Annotated in this window: 8 protein-coding genes; 3 read left to right on the top strand and 5 right to left on the bottom strand. The window is 71.4% G+C overall.

The genetic code is table 11. The features are described from left to right. Positions 1–75: 75 nt before the first annotated feature. Positions 76–2010 carry an acyl-CoA dehydrogenase family protein gene (locus tag AB5J55_RS30755; RefSeq protein ID WP_362384056.1) on the bottom strand — a complete coding sequence of 645 codons (1935 nt, stop codon included), beginning with the start codon at positions 2008–2010 and terminating at the stop codon, positions 76–78. 357 nt (positions 2011–2367) lie between these two features. On the opposite strand from AB5J55_RS30755, the gene AB5J55_RS30750 reads away from it, so the two are divergent. The 3 genes from AB5J55_RS30750 (at position 2368) to AB5J55_RS30740 (ending at position 6823) form a co-directional block, all read left to right on the top strand. After that, the gene (locus tag AB5J55_RS30750) at positions 2368–3384 is read left to right on the top strand and encodes a LacI family DNA-binding transcriptional regulator (protein WP_369273736.1); all 1017 of its coding nucleotides are present in this window, start codon (positions 2368–2370) and stop codon (positions 3382–3384) included. A gap of 95 nt (positions 3385–3479) precedes the next feature. Beyond that, complete coding sequence (locus AB5J55_RS30745) at positions 3480–5528, top strand: TIM-barrel domain-containing protein (protein ID WP_369273735.1); 2049 nt, start codon at positions 3480–3482, stop codon at positions 5526–5528. A gap of 107 nt (positions 5529–5635) precedes the next feature. Further along, the gene (locus AB5J55_RS30740) at positions 5636–6823 is read left to right on the top strand and encodes a sulfotransferase (RefSeq protein WP_369273734.1); all 1188 of its coding nucleotides are present in this window, start codon (positions 5636–5638) and stop codon (positions 6821–6823) included. A 36-nt stretch (positions 6824–6859) separates the two neighbouring features. On the opposite strand, the gene AB5J55_RS30735 is transcribed toward AB5J55_RS30740, so the two are convergent. From AB5J55_RS30735 to AB5J55_RS30720, 4 genes are read right to left on the bottom strand one after another with little or no spacing between them, the layout of a single operon-like run. Then, positions 6860–7576: a hypothetical protein gene (locus AB5J55_RS30735; protein WP_369273733.1), complete on the bottom strand. Its 717-nt coding sequence runs from the start codon at positions 7574–7576 to the stop codon at positions 6860–6862. A gap of 36 nt (positions 7577–7612) precedes the next feature. Beyond that, positions 7613–9829, bottom strand: coding sequence for a glycoside hydrolase N-terminal domain-containing protein (locus AB5J55_RS30730; RefSeq protein ID WP_369273732.1), 2217 nt, complete (start codon positions 9827–9829; stop codon positions 7613–7615). After that, the gene (locus AB5J55_RS30725) at positions 9826–11805 is read right to left on the bottom strand and encodes a beta-galactosidase (protein WP_369273731.1); all 1980 of its coding nucleotides are present in this window, start codon (positions 11803–11805) and stop codon (positions 9826–9828) included. The genes AB5J55_RS30730 and AB5J55_RS30725 overlap by 4 nt, the downstream gene beginning before the upstream one ends. Continuing rightward, entirely contained in the window at positions 11805–14024 is a 2220-nt protein-coding gene (locus tag AB5J55_RS30720) for a 1,4-beta-glucanase (RefSeq protein WP_369273730.1), read from the bottom strand. Before AB5J55_RS30720 ends, AB5J55_RS30725 begins: the two co-directional genes overlap by 1 nt. Positions 14025–14075 lie beyond the last annotated feature (51 nt).

The following is a 14075-nucleotide window of genomic DNA, read 5'->3' as shown; positions in this document are numbered from 1 at the left end:
AGGACAGGGCGTCCCCCTCAGGCGGGTAACAGGATGGTGAGGGGTCACTGCGGGCGGTGACCCCTCACCAGGACGTCACCTGATCGGCCGGTGCACGTTCTCCCGCTCGCTCGGGCCCGGCGTCGCGTCGGCGATCCAGGGGGCGCCGTCGTCCGACGGGTCGACGATGCCCTGCTCCAGCCACTCGTACGTGCCCGACATCACGCCCTTGACGACCTTGCGGTCGAGGTCGTCGGTGTTGGACCACAGGCGGCCGAAGAGTTCCTCGATCCGCAGGCGGGCCTGCTGGCAGAAGGCGTCGGCGAGTTGGTAGGCCTCGCGGCCGTGCTCGCCCTGGCCGCGCAGGTGCTCGGCGCGGACACAGACGGCGCTCATGGCGAACAGCTCGGCGCCGATGTCGACGACCCGGCCCAGGAAGCCCTGCTTGGTCTCCATGCGGCCCTGCCAGCGGGACATGCCGTAGAAGGTGGAGCGGGCGAGTTTGCGGGACGTGCGTTCGACGTAGCGAAGGTGCGGGGAGAGGTCGACGCCGCGTTTGAACTCACCGTACGAATACGGCAGTTGCCCCTGGCCGGCGACCAGCTTCGGCAGCCACTTGGCGTAGAAGACGCCGGCGTTCGCGCCTGCCTTCGCCTTGTCCTGGAGGGACTTGTCGGGGTCGATGAGGTCACCGGCGACCGACAGGTGGGCGTCGACGGCCTCGCGGGCGATCAGCAGGTGCATGATCTCCGTCGAGCCCTCGAAGATGCGGTTGATGCGCAGGTCGCGCAGGACCTGCTCGGCGGCGACCGGGCGCTCGCCGCGGGCCCTGAGCGACTCGGCCGTCTCGAAGCCGCGGCCGCCGCGGATCTGGATCAGTTCGTCGGCGATCGTCCAGGCCATCTCGGAGGCGTAGAGCTTGGCGAGGGCGCCTTCGATGCGGATGTCGTTGCGGTCCTCGTCGGCCATCTGCGAGGCGAGGTCGGTGACGGCCTCCAGGGCGAAGGTGGTGGCCGCGATGAAGGAGATCTTCGAGCCGACGGCCTCGTGGTGGGCGAGCGGCTTGCCCCACTGCTCGCGGGCCGCGGACCATTCGCGGGCGATCTTCAGGCACCACTTGCCGGCGGCGACGCAGGACGCGGGCAGGGACAGCCGTCCGGTGTTCAGCGTGGTGAGCGCGATCTTCAGGCCGGCGCCCTCGGGGCCGATGCGGTTGGCGGCGGGGACGCGGACCTGGTGGAAGCGGGTGACGCCGTTCTCGATGCCGCGCAGGCCCATGAAGGCGTTGCGGTTCTCGACGGTGATGCCCGGCGAGTTGGTCTCCACCACGAAGGCGGTGATGCCGCCCTTGTGGCCCTCGGACTTCGGCACCCGGGCCATGACGACGAGGAGGTCGGCGACCACGCCGTTGGTCGTCCACAGCTTGACCCCGTCGAGGACGTAGTCGTCCCCGTCGGGTACGGCGGAGGTGGCCAGGCGCGCCGGGTCGGAGCCCACGTCGGGCTCGGTCAGCAGGAAGGCGCTGATGTCGGTGCGGGCGCAGCGCGGCAGGAACCGTTCCTTCTGCTCCGGGGTGCCGAACAATTTGAGCGGCTGCGGTACGCCGATCGACTGATGGGCGGAGAGCAGCACGCCGATCGCGGGGGACGCCGAGCCGGCCAGGGTGAGGGCCTTGTTGTAGTAGACCTGGCCGAGGCCGAGCCCGCCGTACTTGGTGTCGATCTTCATGCCGAAGGCGCCGATTTCCTTCAGCCCGTCGATCACGTCGTCGGGGATGCGGGACTCGCGCTCGATGAGGGCGCCGTCGACCTTCGTCTCGACGAAGTCGCGGAGCTTGGCGAGGAACTCCTCGCCGCGCTGGGCGGCCTCGTCGGTGGGCATCGGGTGGGGGTGGATGAGGTCGAGGCGGAAGCGGCCCAGGAACAGTTCCTTGGCGAAGCTGGGCTTGCGCCAGTCCTGCTGCCGGGCCTCCTCCGCCACCTGACGTGCCTCACGCTCAGTGACAGTGGGCTTCGTGGGTGCTGCGGACATGAGGCTCACCTCGCCGTGAATCGGGATCATGGGCCGTTTGGTTACCGACGGGTGCTACCCGATCGTATGTACCCGATTACGGGCGGGGCCACCACCCTGCGCGCGTCCGTTCAGCCGATGTTGACGGAGTACGCCTCGGTGTCCAGACAGTCGGCACCCCGGGAAAGGGCGCGGTCAGAGATGTTGCGGCGACAGGGCCGTCCGGGGGACGGTGCCCCTGGAGAGAAAAGCTGTCGAAGCGCTTCGACAACCTATGGACACCCGGCCTCGCCAGAGCTAGTGTCAAATCACCCTCACACCGCCCCCCGTACGCATCGGCGCACTGTCGAAGCGCTTCACAAGAGCTTGGAGAGCTGGATGGTCACCCTCGCCGAGGTCGCCCAGCACGCCGGAGTCTCGGCGAGCACGGTGAGCTATGTCCTCAGTGGCAAGCGGTCCATCTCCACGACCACCCGGCACCGGGTCGAGCAGAGCATCCGCGAACTCGGCTACCACCCGAACGCGGGAGCCCGTGCCCTTGCCAGCAGCAGGTCGAACATCATCGCGCTGATGATCCCGCTGCGCACCGACATGTATGTGCCGGTGATGATGGAGATCGCCATCGCGGTGGCCACCACGGCCCGCACGCACGGCTACGACGTGCTGCTGCTGACCGGCGAGGAGGGCCCCGACGCGGTGCGCCGCGTCACCGGCAGCGGGCTCGCCGACGCGATGATCCTGATGGACGTCCAGCTGGACGACGAGCGGCTGCCGCTGCTGCGCGGCACCGACCAGCCGTCCGTACTGATCGGGCTGCCCGCCGACACCTCCGGGCTGACCTGCGTCGACCTCGACTTCAAGGCGACCGGCGCGCTGTGCGTGGAGCATCTGGCGACGCTGGGGCATCGCGACATCGCTGTCATCGGCGAGGCGCCGGCCGTCTATGAACGGCACACCGGTTTCGCGGAGCGCACCCTCGACGGACTGCGGCTGCGTTCCCAGGAGTTGGGGCTCCGGCTGCTGCACCGGCCGTGCGAGGGCGGGTACGACGCGATGGCCGTCACCCTCGCCCGCATTCTCGACGAACGCCCCGGCACCACCGGGTTCGTCGTGCAGAACGAGTCGGCGGTCGAGCCGCTGCTCGCCCTGCTGCGCCAGCAGGGCCGTGCCGTGCCCGAGGACGTGTCGGTCATCGGCATCTGCCCCGACCAGGTGGCCACCCAGGCCTCGGTGCGGCTGACATCCGTCTCCATTCCCGCGCAGGAGATGGGCCGGCACGCCGTGGAGCAGCTGGCCGCCAAGCTCGACGGGCGCGGCAGCGACGAAGTCCTGCTGATCGCGCCCGAGTTGACGGTCCGGGCGAGCACGGGCCCGGCGCCGTCCGCCGCCCGCTGACAGGCGGCCCCGCCGCCCCACCGACCGCTTCACCGCCGTGCCCTCGCCGGGCACCGCCATGTCTGCACTCGCTGCCCTCCTGAGGAGCACACCTCGTGAATCAGCATGCCGAAAACCAGCCCCAGCCAGGCACGGTCAGCCTCGCGCAGTCGTCCCCGACCGTCGGCACGTTCCGCGAACGGGACGGCGCGCTGGAGTGGAGCGGCCGCCAGGAGACCGTACGCGTCGAGCCGTGGGGTCCGGACGCGGTCCGGGTACGTGCCCGGCTGGGCGGCCCGGTCCTCGACGGACTGCCGGGCGCGCTCCTGGAGGCCGCCCCGCCCACCGAGTCCGCAGTCAAGATCGAGGACGGGCTGGGCAGGCTGACGGTCGGCGGGCTGACCGTCGAGGTCGACGCCGAGGGCCTGATCCGCTTCCTGCGCACCGAGGACTCCACCGAGCTCCTCGCAGAGGCACGCGCCCACTTCTGGTGGCCCGGCCCGCGTCTCTACACCGCTGTCGGCACCGGCCACCATCGCCTGGAGCAGCGCTTCGCCGCGTACGACGACGAGAAGCTGTACGGCCTGGGCCAGCACCAGCACGGGCGGTTCGACCAGAAGGGCCTGGTCCTCGACCTCGTCCAGCGCAACGCCGAGGTCGGCATCCCGGTGCTGTCCTCCAGCCGCGGCTACACCCTGCTGTGGAACAACCCGGCGATCGGCCGCGTGGAGCTCGCGCACAACGGCACCCGGTGGGTCGCCGACTCGGCCCGGCAGATCGACTACTGGATCACCGCCGGCGGCCCGGCCGACGGCCAGCGGCGCTACAGCGCGGTGACGGGCCGTACGCCGATGCTGCCGGAGTGGGCGGCGGGCTTCTGGCAGTGCAAGCTGCGCTATCGCACGCAGGACGAACTCCTCTCGGTGGCGCGGGAGTACAAGCGCCGGGGCCTGCCCCTGTCGGCGATCGTCTGCGACTTCTTCCACTGGACGCACCTCGGCGACTGGAAGTTCGATCCGGCGGAGTGGCCCGACCCGGCGGCCATGGTCCGTGAACTGGAGGAACTGGGCGTCAAGTTGGTGGTCAGCGTCTGGCCGTCGGTGTCGCCGCTGAGCGAGAACCACGCCGTGATGGAGCAGCGCGGCTACTTCATCGGCACCCAGTACGGCCCGATGGCACACGCCGACTGGCCCGACAAGGAGGTGGCCTCCACGGTCCAGGTGGCCTTCTACGACGCCACGAACCCGGACGCGCGTGAATTCGTGTGGTCGAAGGTGCGCGACAACTACCTTGTTCCGTACGGCATCACGGCCTTCTGGCTGGACGCCTGCGAGCCGGAGCTGAAGCCGGGCTTCCAGGAGAACCTGCGCTACTGGACGGGTCCGGGCCTGGAGGTCGGCAACAGCTATCCGGCCGAGAACTCCCGCACCTTCCACGAGGGCCTGCGGGCGCAGGGCGAGGAGGTCATCACCCTCAACCGCTCGGCGTGGGCGGGCAGTCAGCGCTACGGAGCCGCCCTGTGGTCCGGCGACATCGGCACCGACTTCGCGACCCTGCGCCGCCAGCTCGCCGCCGGCCTCAACACCGCGCTGTCCGGCATCCCCTGGTGGAACACGGACATCGGCGGCTTCCACGGCGGCGATCCGGACGACCCGGCGTACCGCGAGGTCATGGTCCGCTGGTTCCAGTTCGGCGCGCTGTCCCCGCTGATGCGGCTGCACGGCTTCCGCGACCCGGGCACGCCGCTCGGCCCGGAGATGACCGGCGGCCCGAACGAGGTGTGGTCGTACGGCGAGCAGGCCGCCCCGATCCTGGAGAAGTACCTGCGGCTGCGCGAGCGCCTCAAGCCGTACGTCCTGGAGGTCATGCGCGAGGCCCACGAGGAGGGCCTGCCGGTGATGCGGCCGCTGTTCCTGGAGTTCCCGGACGACCCGGCGGCCTGGTCGGTCGACGACGCCTACCTCTTCGGCCGCGACCTGCTGGTCGCCCCGGTGCTGACGGCGGGCGCGACGACGTGGACGACGTACCTCCCGGCGGGCGCGCGCTGGACGGACGCGTGGACCGGGGAGGCGTACGAGGGCGGTGCGACCGTGACGGTCGACGCCCCGCTGGACCGCATCCCGCTGTTTCTGCGGGACGGGGCACGGCTGCCCGTAGCGGAGTAGCCGTGCCGGAGGGGGTGGCCGGACGGTGGAGGTCTACCGGTCACCCCCTCGGCCTCTTGCCCAACTGGCCTTTCCAGCACGTCAGTTCATCGGGATAGAGTCGCGGCGTGTCCTCGCCTCCGCTCGCCCTCACTCTCGCCAACCAGCTGCTGCGGCCGGGCTTCGGATCCCGTCGCGGTCCCGACCGGGTCTTCGACCGGATCGTCGTGGAGACGGGAGAGGCGAAGGGGGACCGGCAGTTCGTCGACGACTTCCGGTTGCTGCTGGGCTGGTGGGCCAAGGCCGAGAACCTCACACCGGTCGGCTGGCAGTCCGCGCAGGTCTTCGTGCGCCGGCATCTCGCCAACCGAGCGCGGGTGCGTGGGCTGATCGCCGAGCACCCGGAGATCGAGCGGGAACCGATCGAGAAGCCGGTCTTCGTCGTGGGCCTGCCCCGCACCGCGACCACGGTGACGCACTCCGTGCTGTCGCTCTCGCCCGAGCACCGCGGTCCCCTGCTGTGGGAGCTCCTCACCCCCGGCCTGGAGCCGTCGCCCCGCGAGCGCCGGAAGGCGGTCACGGCGGGCCGCCGCATGGTCCAGGGAACCAACCTGTTCGCACCGCGCTTCCGCGACATCCACGCGATGGCCGCCGAGGGACCGGAGGAGTGCACCTTCGCCTTGCCGCACGCCCTGATGCCGCTGTCGCAGGTGCTGCTACCGGAGTACGTGCAGTGGTACCGCGCGCGGGACTTCACCGACGACTACCGGTACCTCAAGCAGGTGTTCCAGGTCCTGCAGTACGGCCGTCCGAGGCGTCGCTGGATCCTCAAGTCCCCGCTGCACCTGGGCAACCTCGACGCTCTGCACGCGGTGTTCCCGGACGCCACGATCGTGTGGTGCCACCGCGATCCGGTGACCGCCGTGGCCTCCTTCTGCAGCCTGATCGAGCACGGCATGGCCGTCAGCACCCGCCCCCTCGACCTGCACGGCATCGGCGCCACCTGGTCCGGCCTGCTGAGCCGTGCCATGCGACGCGGCCTCGCTGCCCGTGCCGCCCTCCCCCGCGAGGCGGTGGTGGACGCCCCGTACTCCTGGCTCGGCGCCGAGCCCGCCACGGGTGCCCCGAAGCTCTACGACGCGGTCGGCGCCCGCTGGACCGACGCCGAGGCCGCCCGGCTGGCCGGTGCCGTCGCCCGCCCGAAGGGCACCCGGCCGCACCGCTACGACCTGGCCCGCTACGGCCTGACCCGCGCCGAGGTCGAGGACGCCTTCGCGGACTACAACGTGCTGCGGGCCGAGGTCGACCGCGCCTGAGGCGGGACGCGGACCGGCCCCGGCCCTGCTGACAGGTCAGCTGCTGCTGACGGTCAGGTTGTTGGTGGCGAAGTCGAGCCCGCCGGACGACGAGGTGATCTCGTAGCCGAACTGCACGTCACCGATGGTCTCGCTGCTGGACATCCAGCCCTTGGTGTTGGCGATCCAGCTGAGGATCGGCTTGATGTCCACGCTGCCCGAGGTGGAGTCGGACGTCCGCAGGAACGAGAAGACCTCGTTCGCGCCGTTGCTGCCCTTGTAGACGGTCCAGGTGTGACCGCCGAGCGTGACGTTGCCCTGCGAGGTGCCGAGCGGGCCGACGGCACCGTTGTAGTTGACCCAGAGCATGATCTCGTAGTCGTAGTCGGTGTCCCAGATGTCGTACGACGTGTTGTACGCGCCGGACGACGGAACGGTGACGTTGTAGCTGCTGGTGAGCGAGCCGAGGGAGGCGATCGTCTTGTTGATCACCTTCTTGGAGTTGGGGTAGGACTTGATGCCGCCGGTGCCCGGGTGATTGGCCCAGACGCCCCAGTTGGTACCGGAGTTGGCCCAGATGCACTGGCTGCCGGCGCCTGAGCCCCAGATGTTGTTGTAGAGCGTGTAGCCGTTCAGGCTGGTGTTGCCCCACTGGTCGCAGGAGTTCCAGACGGCGGCCGAGGCGGGGGCGGAGGCGAGGCCGACGGTGGCGCCGAGGGCCATCGCCGGGGCCAGCACGGCCATGCTGATCTTGCGCAGTGCGGTCTTTGCCATGGTGTCCCTTTCCATGGGTGGGGGGAGTTGCGGGGGTTACCACGCCCCGAGGCCGAGGACGTGGTCTTCTCCGGCGACGAGGTCGAGCGGTCGTGCGTCGCCGTTGCCGGAGGAAGTCCGGAGTTCGATACGGACGGTGCGGGACGGCTTCAGGACCGCGATGGCTCCCTCGGGCGTCCAGGTCAGGTCGACCTCCGCGCCGAACCGGGTGCGCACACCCCGAAGCCGGCCCTCGGGGAGGGTGGGCGGCAGCGCGGGCAGCAGGACCAGCCGGTGCGGGGTCGACTGCACGAGCATCTCGATCAGTACGGCGGGCAGCGTGTGCGCGGCGTCCGCGTTGTAGACGTCGCGGTCCGGGTAGTGGGCGCTCATCAGGGAGGCGTGGAAGAAGTCGCCGCCCAGGACCTGGTCGAGGGCCTGGGCGACCCGCTCACCGTCCCTGAGGCGGGCCGCGACGAGGGCGTGGTGGAGATGGCCGTGCGCGGAGTCGTTCTCGGTGCCGCGCAGTTCGAGTGCGCGGTGGGCGGCCGTCGCGAGGTCCGGCGTGTCGTACGGGGTGATCTCGTCGAGCGGCCAGACACCGTAGAGGTGGCTGAGGTGGCGGTGGTCGTAGGTGTCCTGCAGGCCGGGCCAGGCCCATTCGGCGAGGGCACCGTCGGCGTTGATCCGGTGCGGAGGGAGGCGCTCGGCGAGGGCGCGCCAGCGGTCGGCGTCCGGGGTGCCGGAGTGGTGGTCGGCCGCCGTCAGCAGGGCGTGGCGGGCGGCCGACAGGTCCATGGCGGCGTTGAGAGTGCCCCAGCTCGCGTTCGCCGGGCGGTTCTCGGGTGAGTATGAGGGGACGACGATCAGGCGGCCGTCGCTGTCGGTGCGGGTGAGGAAGTCCTCGTAGAACCGGGCGACTTCGGTGAGGGCGGCGGCCGTGCGCGGGTCACGCTCGCCGCGGGTCTCGTCGTGGTCGACGAGCGGCTTGAGCAGCCAGTCGGCGCCCGCTGTCCACAGGTGCAGGGGGTATTCGCGGCTGAAGTGGTAGATGTGCCCGGACTCGCCGTCGGTGTGGGCGGGAGCTACGACGCCACGGCTGCCGAAGATCGCTCGGGCGTTGTCCCGCCAGTGGTCCAACTGGCCGTGGACGAGGGCGGCATGGGCCTCGGTCACCTCCGGGAGGGCCGCCGCGGCGGCCGACGCGGTCTGGAGGTTGAGGTTGGCGTCGGTGGTGAACGCGCCCGACCAGGCCGTGTTCCAGTCGCCGGTCCACAGGCCGGTCAGCCGGGGCGGCAGCACTCCGGAGGCGGAGAGGAGGTGGTAGCGGCCGGCCGCGAAGAGGCGTTCCAGGAGGGCGGGGCTCTTCGGGCGGCTCAGCAGGTCCGAGCCGGGAAGGGCCCGTTCGTCGGCGCGGGCGCCGAGGTCGAGCCCGGCGCGGAGGTAGGCGGGGCGGTGCAGATCGGTGTGGCCGGTGAGGAGGCGGTCGTACGGGTCCTCGTCGCCGTCGGGCAGCAGGGCGCGCAGCGCATGTGCCTCGGCGAGGGCGTCCAGCTCTCCGGTGTGGCGCCGGACGCGGGTGAGGAGCAGCAGCGAACGGGCGTTCTGGATGCGCAGGCCCGGCAGTGAGGTGCGGGTGCCGCCGCCTGTGACCACGGCGAGGGTGACTCCGGTGTACGCGCGGTCACTGCCGGGGTAACGGGCGCGCAGGGTGAGGAGCGCGCCCTCGGGGGTGAGGACGGCACTGTGCCCGACCGCCAAGCCGTGTGGGGCGCCCGGAAGTTGGTGATCCAGGGTGACGTCGACCGTGAGACCGGGTTCGGTGACGTGCTGGACGATGACGTCGTCGGCGCGGGAGACGAAGACCTGGCTCCGCCAACCGCCGCCCTCGGCCGTGCAGACGCCGGTGGTGAAGTCGACCCGGCGGCGGTAGTCGCCGTGCTCCGCGACGGCCGGGCGGCGCAGTCGCAGCTGGAAGGCGGGGTGGAAGGGCTGTACCCACTGCAGCCCGCGCCCGTCGGTGAAGTGCTCGGCTGCGGTGACGTCCCCGGCGAGCAGCCGGTCCTGGAGGTGCGGAAGGTCGGCGGCGAGGGCGGGCGGACGGGCGTGTTCGGCCCCGTTGGGGCGGACCAGGGTGTGGTGGTTGACGATGACCCGGTCGGCGTTCGGATCGCCGAACGCCATGACGCCGTGTCGGCCGTTCCCGCTCAGGAAGGCGTCCTCCCAGCGGGTGGCGGGAGCGGGCTCCCAGGTGCCGTGCACCGGCCCGCTCATGAGGCGGCCTCCAGTACGGCGACCCCGTACCGCCCCAGCTCCACCGAGTCGGTGACGTCCGTGCCGGTCAGCAGGTCGCGGTGGCGGCCGGGCACGGGCACGGTGGCCGCGTCGCGCCCGTGGTTCAGAAGGAACAGCAGCCCGCCCCGTCGTACCGCCTCCACTCCTGCCGGAAGTCCGGTGAGTGTCGGTCGTACACCCGCCCCCGTCGCGATGCCGGCGAGCAGTGTGCGCAGCGCGTGCGGCTCGGGGAGGGTGGAGACGTACCAGGCGCGCCCCTTGCGCAGGACGGCGGGCAGTCCGTCCAGCTCGCCGCCCTTGTAGGGCGTCACGGCGTCCACGTCGTCCGCCGCCTCGATCTCCTCGGACCACAGGGTGCCGTGGAAGCCCTCGACGTCGGCCTGCTCCCCCGCGTCGAGCGGCCACCATTCGTGCAGCGTGCGGATGCCGAACAGCTCGCGCAGCCGTACGTCCATGCCGCCGGGGCGGACGCGGTCGTCCTCGTCGGCGACGCCGGTCTGGAAGCCGGCGACGAGGGTGCCGCCGTTGTCGACGTAGGCCACGAGGTGGTCGATGGCCGCGTCCGTCATCAGGTACAGCTGGGGGACGACGACCAGCTTGTAGGCGGACAGGTCGTGCTCGGGGTGGGCGAAGTCCGCGACGGTGTGCGCCTCCCAGAGGGCGCGGTGCCAGGCACGGACGACCTGCGGGTAGTCGACCTCGCAGGACAGCCGGCCGTCCTGCCGACTCGCCCACCAGGCGTTCCAGTCGAGGAGTACGGCGACCTCGGCGGCCTCGACCCGGGTGTCGGCCACCTTCTCGCCCAGCAGCGCCAGTTCGGCGCCGATCCGCTTGACCTCCTGGTACGTACGGCCGTGCTCGCCCGCGTGGCTGACCATCCCCGAGTGGAACTTCTCCGAGCCCTGCCGGGACTGCCGCCACTGGAAATAGCACACGGCGTCGGCGCCGCGGGCCACGGCCTGGAGGGACCACAGGCGGTTGAGTCCGGCGGGCTTGGGGTGGTTGACCCCGCGCCAGTTGACCGGCCCGGCCGCCTGCTCCATGACCGTCCAAGGGCCGCCGCGGGCCTGCGAGCGGGTCATGTCATGGATGAGCGCGCCGTACTGCCCGCCGAACGGATCGCGCGGATCCGGGTAGATGTCGACCGAGACGACGTCCTCCCGCTCGACCCACTGCCAGGCGTCCTGCCCCTCCCAGAACGGCATGAAGTTGGTCGTCACCGGGATGTCCGGGCTGTGCCGGGCGACGATGTCGCGCTCGGCGAGGTAGCACTCCAGCAGCGCGTCGGACGTGAAACGCTTGAAGTCGAGAACCTGCGTGGGGTTCTTCATGTAATGCGCGCGGCGCGGCGGCAGGACCTCGTACCAGTCGCCGTATCCCTGACTCCAGAAGGCGGTGCCCCAGGCCTCGTTGAGGGCGTCGAGCGTGCCGTACCTGTCCTGGAGCCAGCGGCGGAAGGCGGCCTCGGCCTCGGCGCCCCAGTCATAGGTGCAGTACTCGTTGTTGATGTGCCACATCCGCAGGGCCGGGTGACCGGCGTAGCGGGCGGCGAGGTCCTCGGTGATGGCGGCGGCGTAGCGGCGGTACGTCGCGCTGGAGTGGGAGAAGTGCTGGCGGGAGCCCCACCACTCGGTGCGGCCGTCCTCGTCGCGCGGCAGGGTCTCGGGGTGCAGCCGGCCCATCCAGGGCGGAGGCGAGGAGGTGGGGGTGGCGAGGACTACGCCGATGCCGTTGTGGTGCATCAGGTCCATCAGCCGGTCCAGCCGGCCGAACTCCCGCACCCCTGGGCGCGGTTCGAGTCCGGCCCAGGAGAACACGCCGAGGGTGACCGAGTTGACCCCGGCCTCCTTCATCAGGCGGACGTCCTCGTGCCAGGTCTCCTCGGGCCACTGCTCGGGGTTGTAGTCGCCGCCGAAGAGGATGCTGCCGCGGGTGGCGTCGCTCATGCCGGGCATCAGACGGGCTCCCCGTACTGGACGCCCCGGCCGTTGGTGGCGAGGTAGACCCGGCCGTGGACGCGTGGGTCGCCGGTGACGGCCGCGCCGGTCCAGCCCCATTGGTGCCGGTCGTCGTTGATCCGCACCCAGGTCTTCGCCTCGTCGTCGGAGCGGTACACGGCGGTGGTGCTCTCGGTGGAGCCGACCATGTAGACCGCCGGGTAGGGGGCGCCCTGGGCGGCCTTGCCGAAGCCGAGGGTGTACGAGGCCCAGCAGCTGCCGACCTCGGTGAAGGTCGCGCCGCCGTCGGTGGAGCGGTACAACCCGTTCCACTTGAGGCTCAGCCACAGGTCACCGGACCGGCCGGGCGCCACGGCCAACTGGAACTCCTTGTCACCGGAGTTCAGTCCGCCGGCCCGCGCGGTGAAGGTCAGACCGCCGTCGGTGCTGGCGTGGAGCGTGCCGGTGGCGGTGTCGAAGGCGTAGAAGGTGCTCGGGTCGACGGGGTCCGCGACCGGGGTGGCTCCCTTCGGGAAGGAGGTGACCTCGGCCCAGGTGACGCCGTTGTCGGCGGAGCGCCGGGCCGGGTAGGGGGTGCCGTCCCAGTGCACGAAGGACCACAACAGCACGCTGCCGTCGGCGTTGGTGGCGATCGGTCCCGGCGCCTCCTCGGCGATGGCGGGCTGTGTCGCGAAGGGCTCCCAGGTCTGCCCGCCGTCGTTCGAGTGGGCGCCGTTGCCGTTGTCGCCCCAGCCGGAACGCACGACGTACGACGGCCTGGCCGTGGCCTGCGCGAGCCCGGTGGAGGTGCCGAACACGGGGTTGGCGGCCATGCCGCGCGACGGGGAGGCCGTGAGCGACTCGTGGTACATCACACCGATGTCCCCGTTGCCGCTGATCAGGTGCGCCCTCCCGGCCGGCGGCGAGATCAGCTGCCGTACGGACGTCTCCTCCAGGCCCCGGATCTGCGGGGCCCAGTGCGTCAGGTCGCGCGTGCCGTAGAGGGTCGCGCCGGTGCCGTACACGAGGTGCCGGGAGTCGTACGGGTCCAGGGCGACCGCCTGGATCCACCAACCGAACTTGGGCTGCTCGGCACCCCACTTGAGGTACGGCGTCTCGGTGACGTCGATGACGGCCGTGTCCTTCAACGACGTCCAGGTGCGACCGCCGTCGGTGGTCCGGTACACGGTGTCGATGTCTGCCCACCGGTTGTTGGTGGAGACCGCGATCGTGCCGGGGCGGCGTGCGTCGACGGCGGCGCCGCCGTACCCGAAGGTGTCGGCCGACCCGTCGCTCGTGGTCCCGCCGGGCTGCACGGGCGTGACCTCGGTCCACTTCCCGTTGAGGGTGCACAGTTTGTGCACGCTGCCGTCGGACTGGCCGTTGGGGCCGGGCGCGTCGGCGTACGTCACGTACAGCTCATGGTGGTGACGGTCGTACGCGGCGCGGATCGGGACCTTGGCGGCGGTGCCGGTGGGCTGCCCCGGCACGGCCTCCCACTCGGTGCCGTCGCCGGTCCGGTACAGGTTCTTGGTCGCAGCCGTGCCGTCGCCGTCGCCCCAGCCGGCGTAGAGGGTGCGGCCGGCGGCGACGAGGAGGGTGACGCCTTGTCCGGTGGCACTCGGGGAAGCAGGGAATCCGGTGACGGCCTCCCAGGTGGCGCCCCGGTCGGTGGACTTGAGCAGTCCGTCGTGCCGGGTGCCCAGCCACAGGGTGTCGCTGTCCCGCGGGTCGACGAGGAGGCGCTCCCCCGTGCCCCGCCCGTCCTCGTTCGCGCCGAGCTTCACGGTGAGGTCGGTGCGGGTCCAGGTGGCGCCGCGGTCGTCGGAGCGCAGGACGGCGCCGTTGGAGGCCCAGGACTGGGCGTAGGTGCCGAGGGCGAGGTAGAGGCGGTCGGGGTGGGCGGGGTCGACGGCGACGGCCTCGACGCCGAGCAGGTTCCAGTCGTCCCAGCCGAGGTGGTCGGTCAGCGGGGTCCAGCGGGCGGCGCGGTCGTCCCAGCGGTAGGCACCGCCGATGTCGGTGCGGGCGTAGGCCAGGCCGCGGACGGCAGGGTGGAAGAGAACGCCGGTGACGAAGCCGGTGCCGCCCATGACGGCGTTGCGCCAGCGGTACGCCTGGCCGGCAGCGGGCTCGGCGGCGGACGCCTGCCCCGCGAGGGGCGGAAGGGCGGTGAGCGCGGCGGCGGCCGCGGTGCCGGCGAGGACGGTTCGTCTGGACGGGCGGGATGCGCGCATGGACATACCTCGTTCGCAACGTGGGGGACGGGAGAGACATCAAGGGGCGCG

Origin of the sequence: Streptomyces sp. R11 (assembly GCF_041051905.1) — a bacterium.
Classification (GTDB): domain Bacteria; phylum Actinomycetota; class Actinomycetes; order Streptomycetales; family Streptomycetaceae; genus Streptomyces.
Note: the sequence above shows the minus strand (reverse complement) of the source record. Positions and strands in the feature narration are given on the sequence as shown.

Excerpts from the sequence above, each read along its gene's own strand:
- AB5J55_RS30755 (WP_362384056.1), bottom strand. The coding sequence starts at position 2,010 with ATGTCCGCAGCACCCACGAAGCCCACTGTCACTGAGCGTGAGGCACGT.
- AB5J55_RS30750 (WP_369273736.1), top strand. The coding sequence starts at position 2,368 with ATGGTCACCCTCGCCGAGGTCGCCCAGCACGCCGGAGTCTCGGCGAGC.
- AB5J55_RS30725 (WP_369273731.1), bottom strand. The coding sequence starts at position 11,805 with ATGCCCGGCATGAGCGACGCCACCCGCGGCAGCATCCTCTTCGGCGGC.
- AB5J55_RS30730 (WP_369273732.1), bottom strand. The coding sequence starts at position 9,829 with ATGAGCGGGCCGGTGCACGGCACCTGGGAGCCCGCTCCCGCCACCCGC.
- AB5J55_RS30735 (WP_369273733.1), bottom strand. The coding sequence starts at position 7,576 with ATGGCAAAGACCGCACTGCGCAAGATCAGCATGGCCGTGCTGGCCCCG.
- AB5J55_RS30720 (WP_369273730.1), bottom strand. The coding sequence starts at position 14,024 with ATGCGCGCATCCCGCCCGTCCAGACGAACCGTCCTCGCCGGCACCGCG.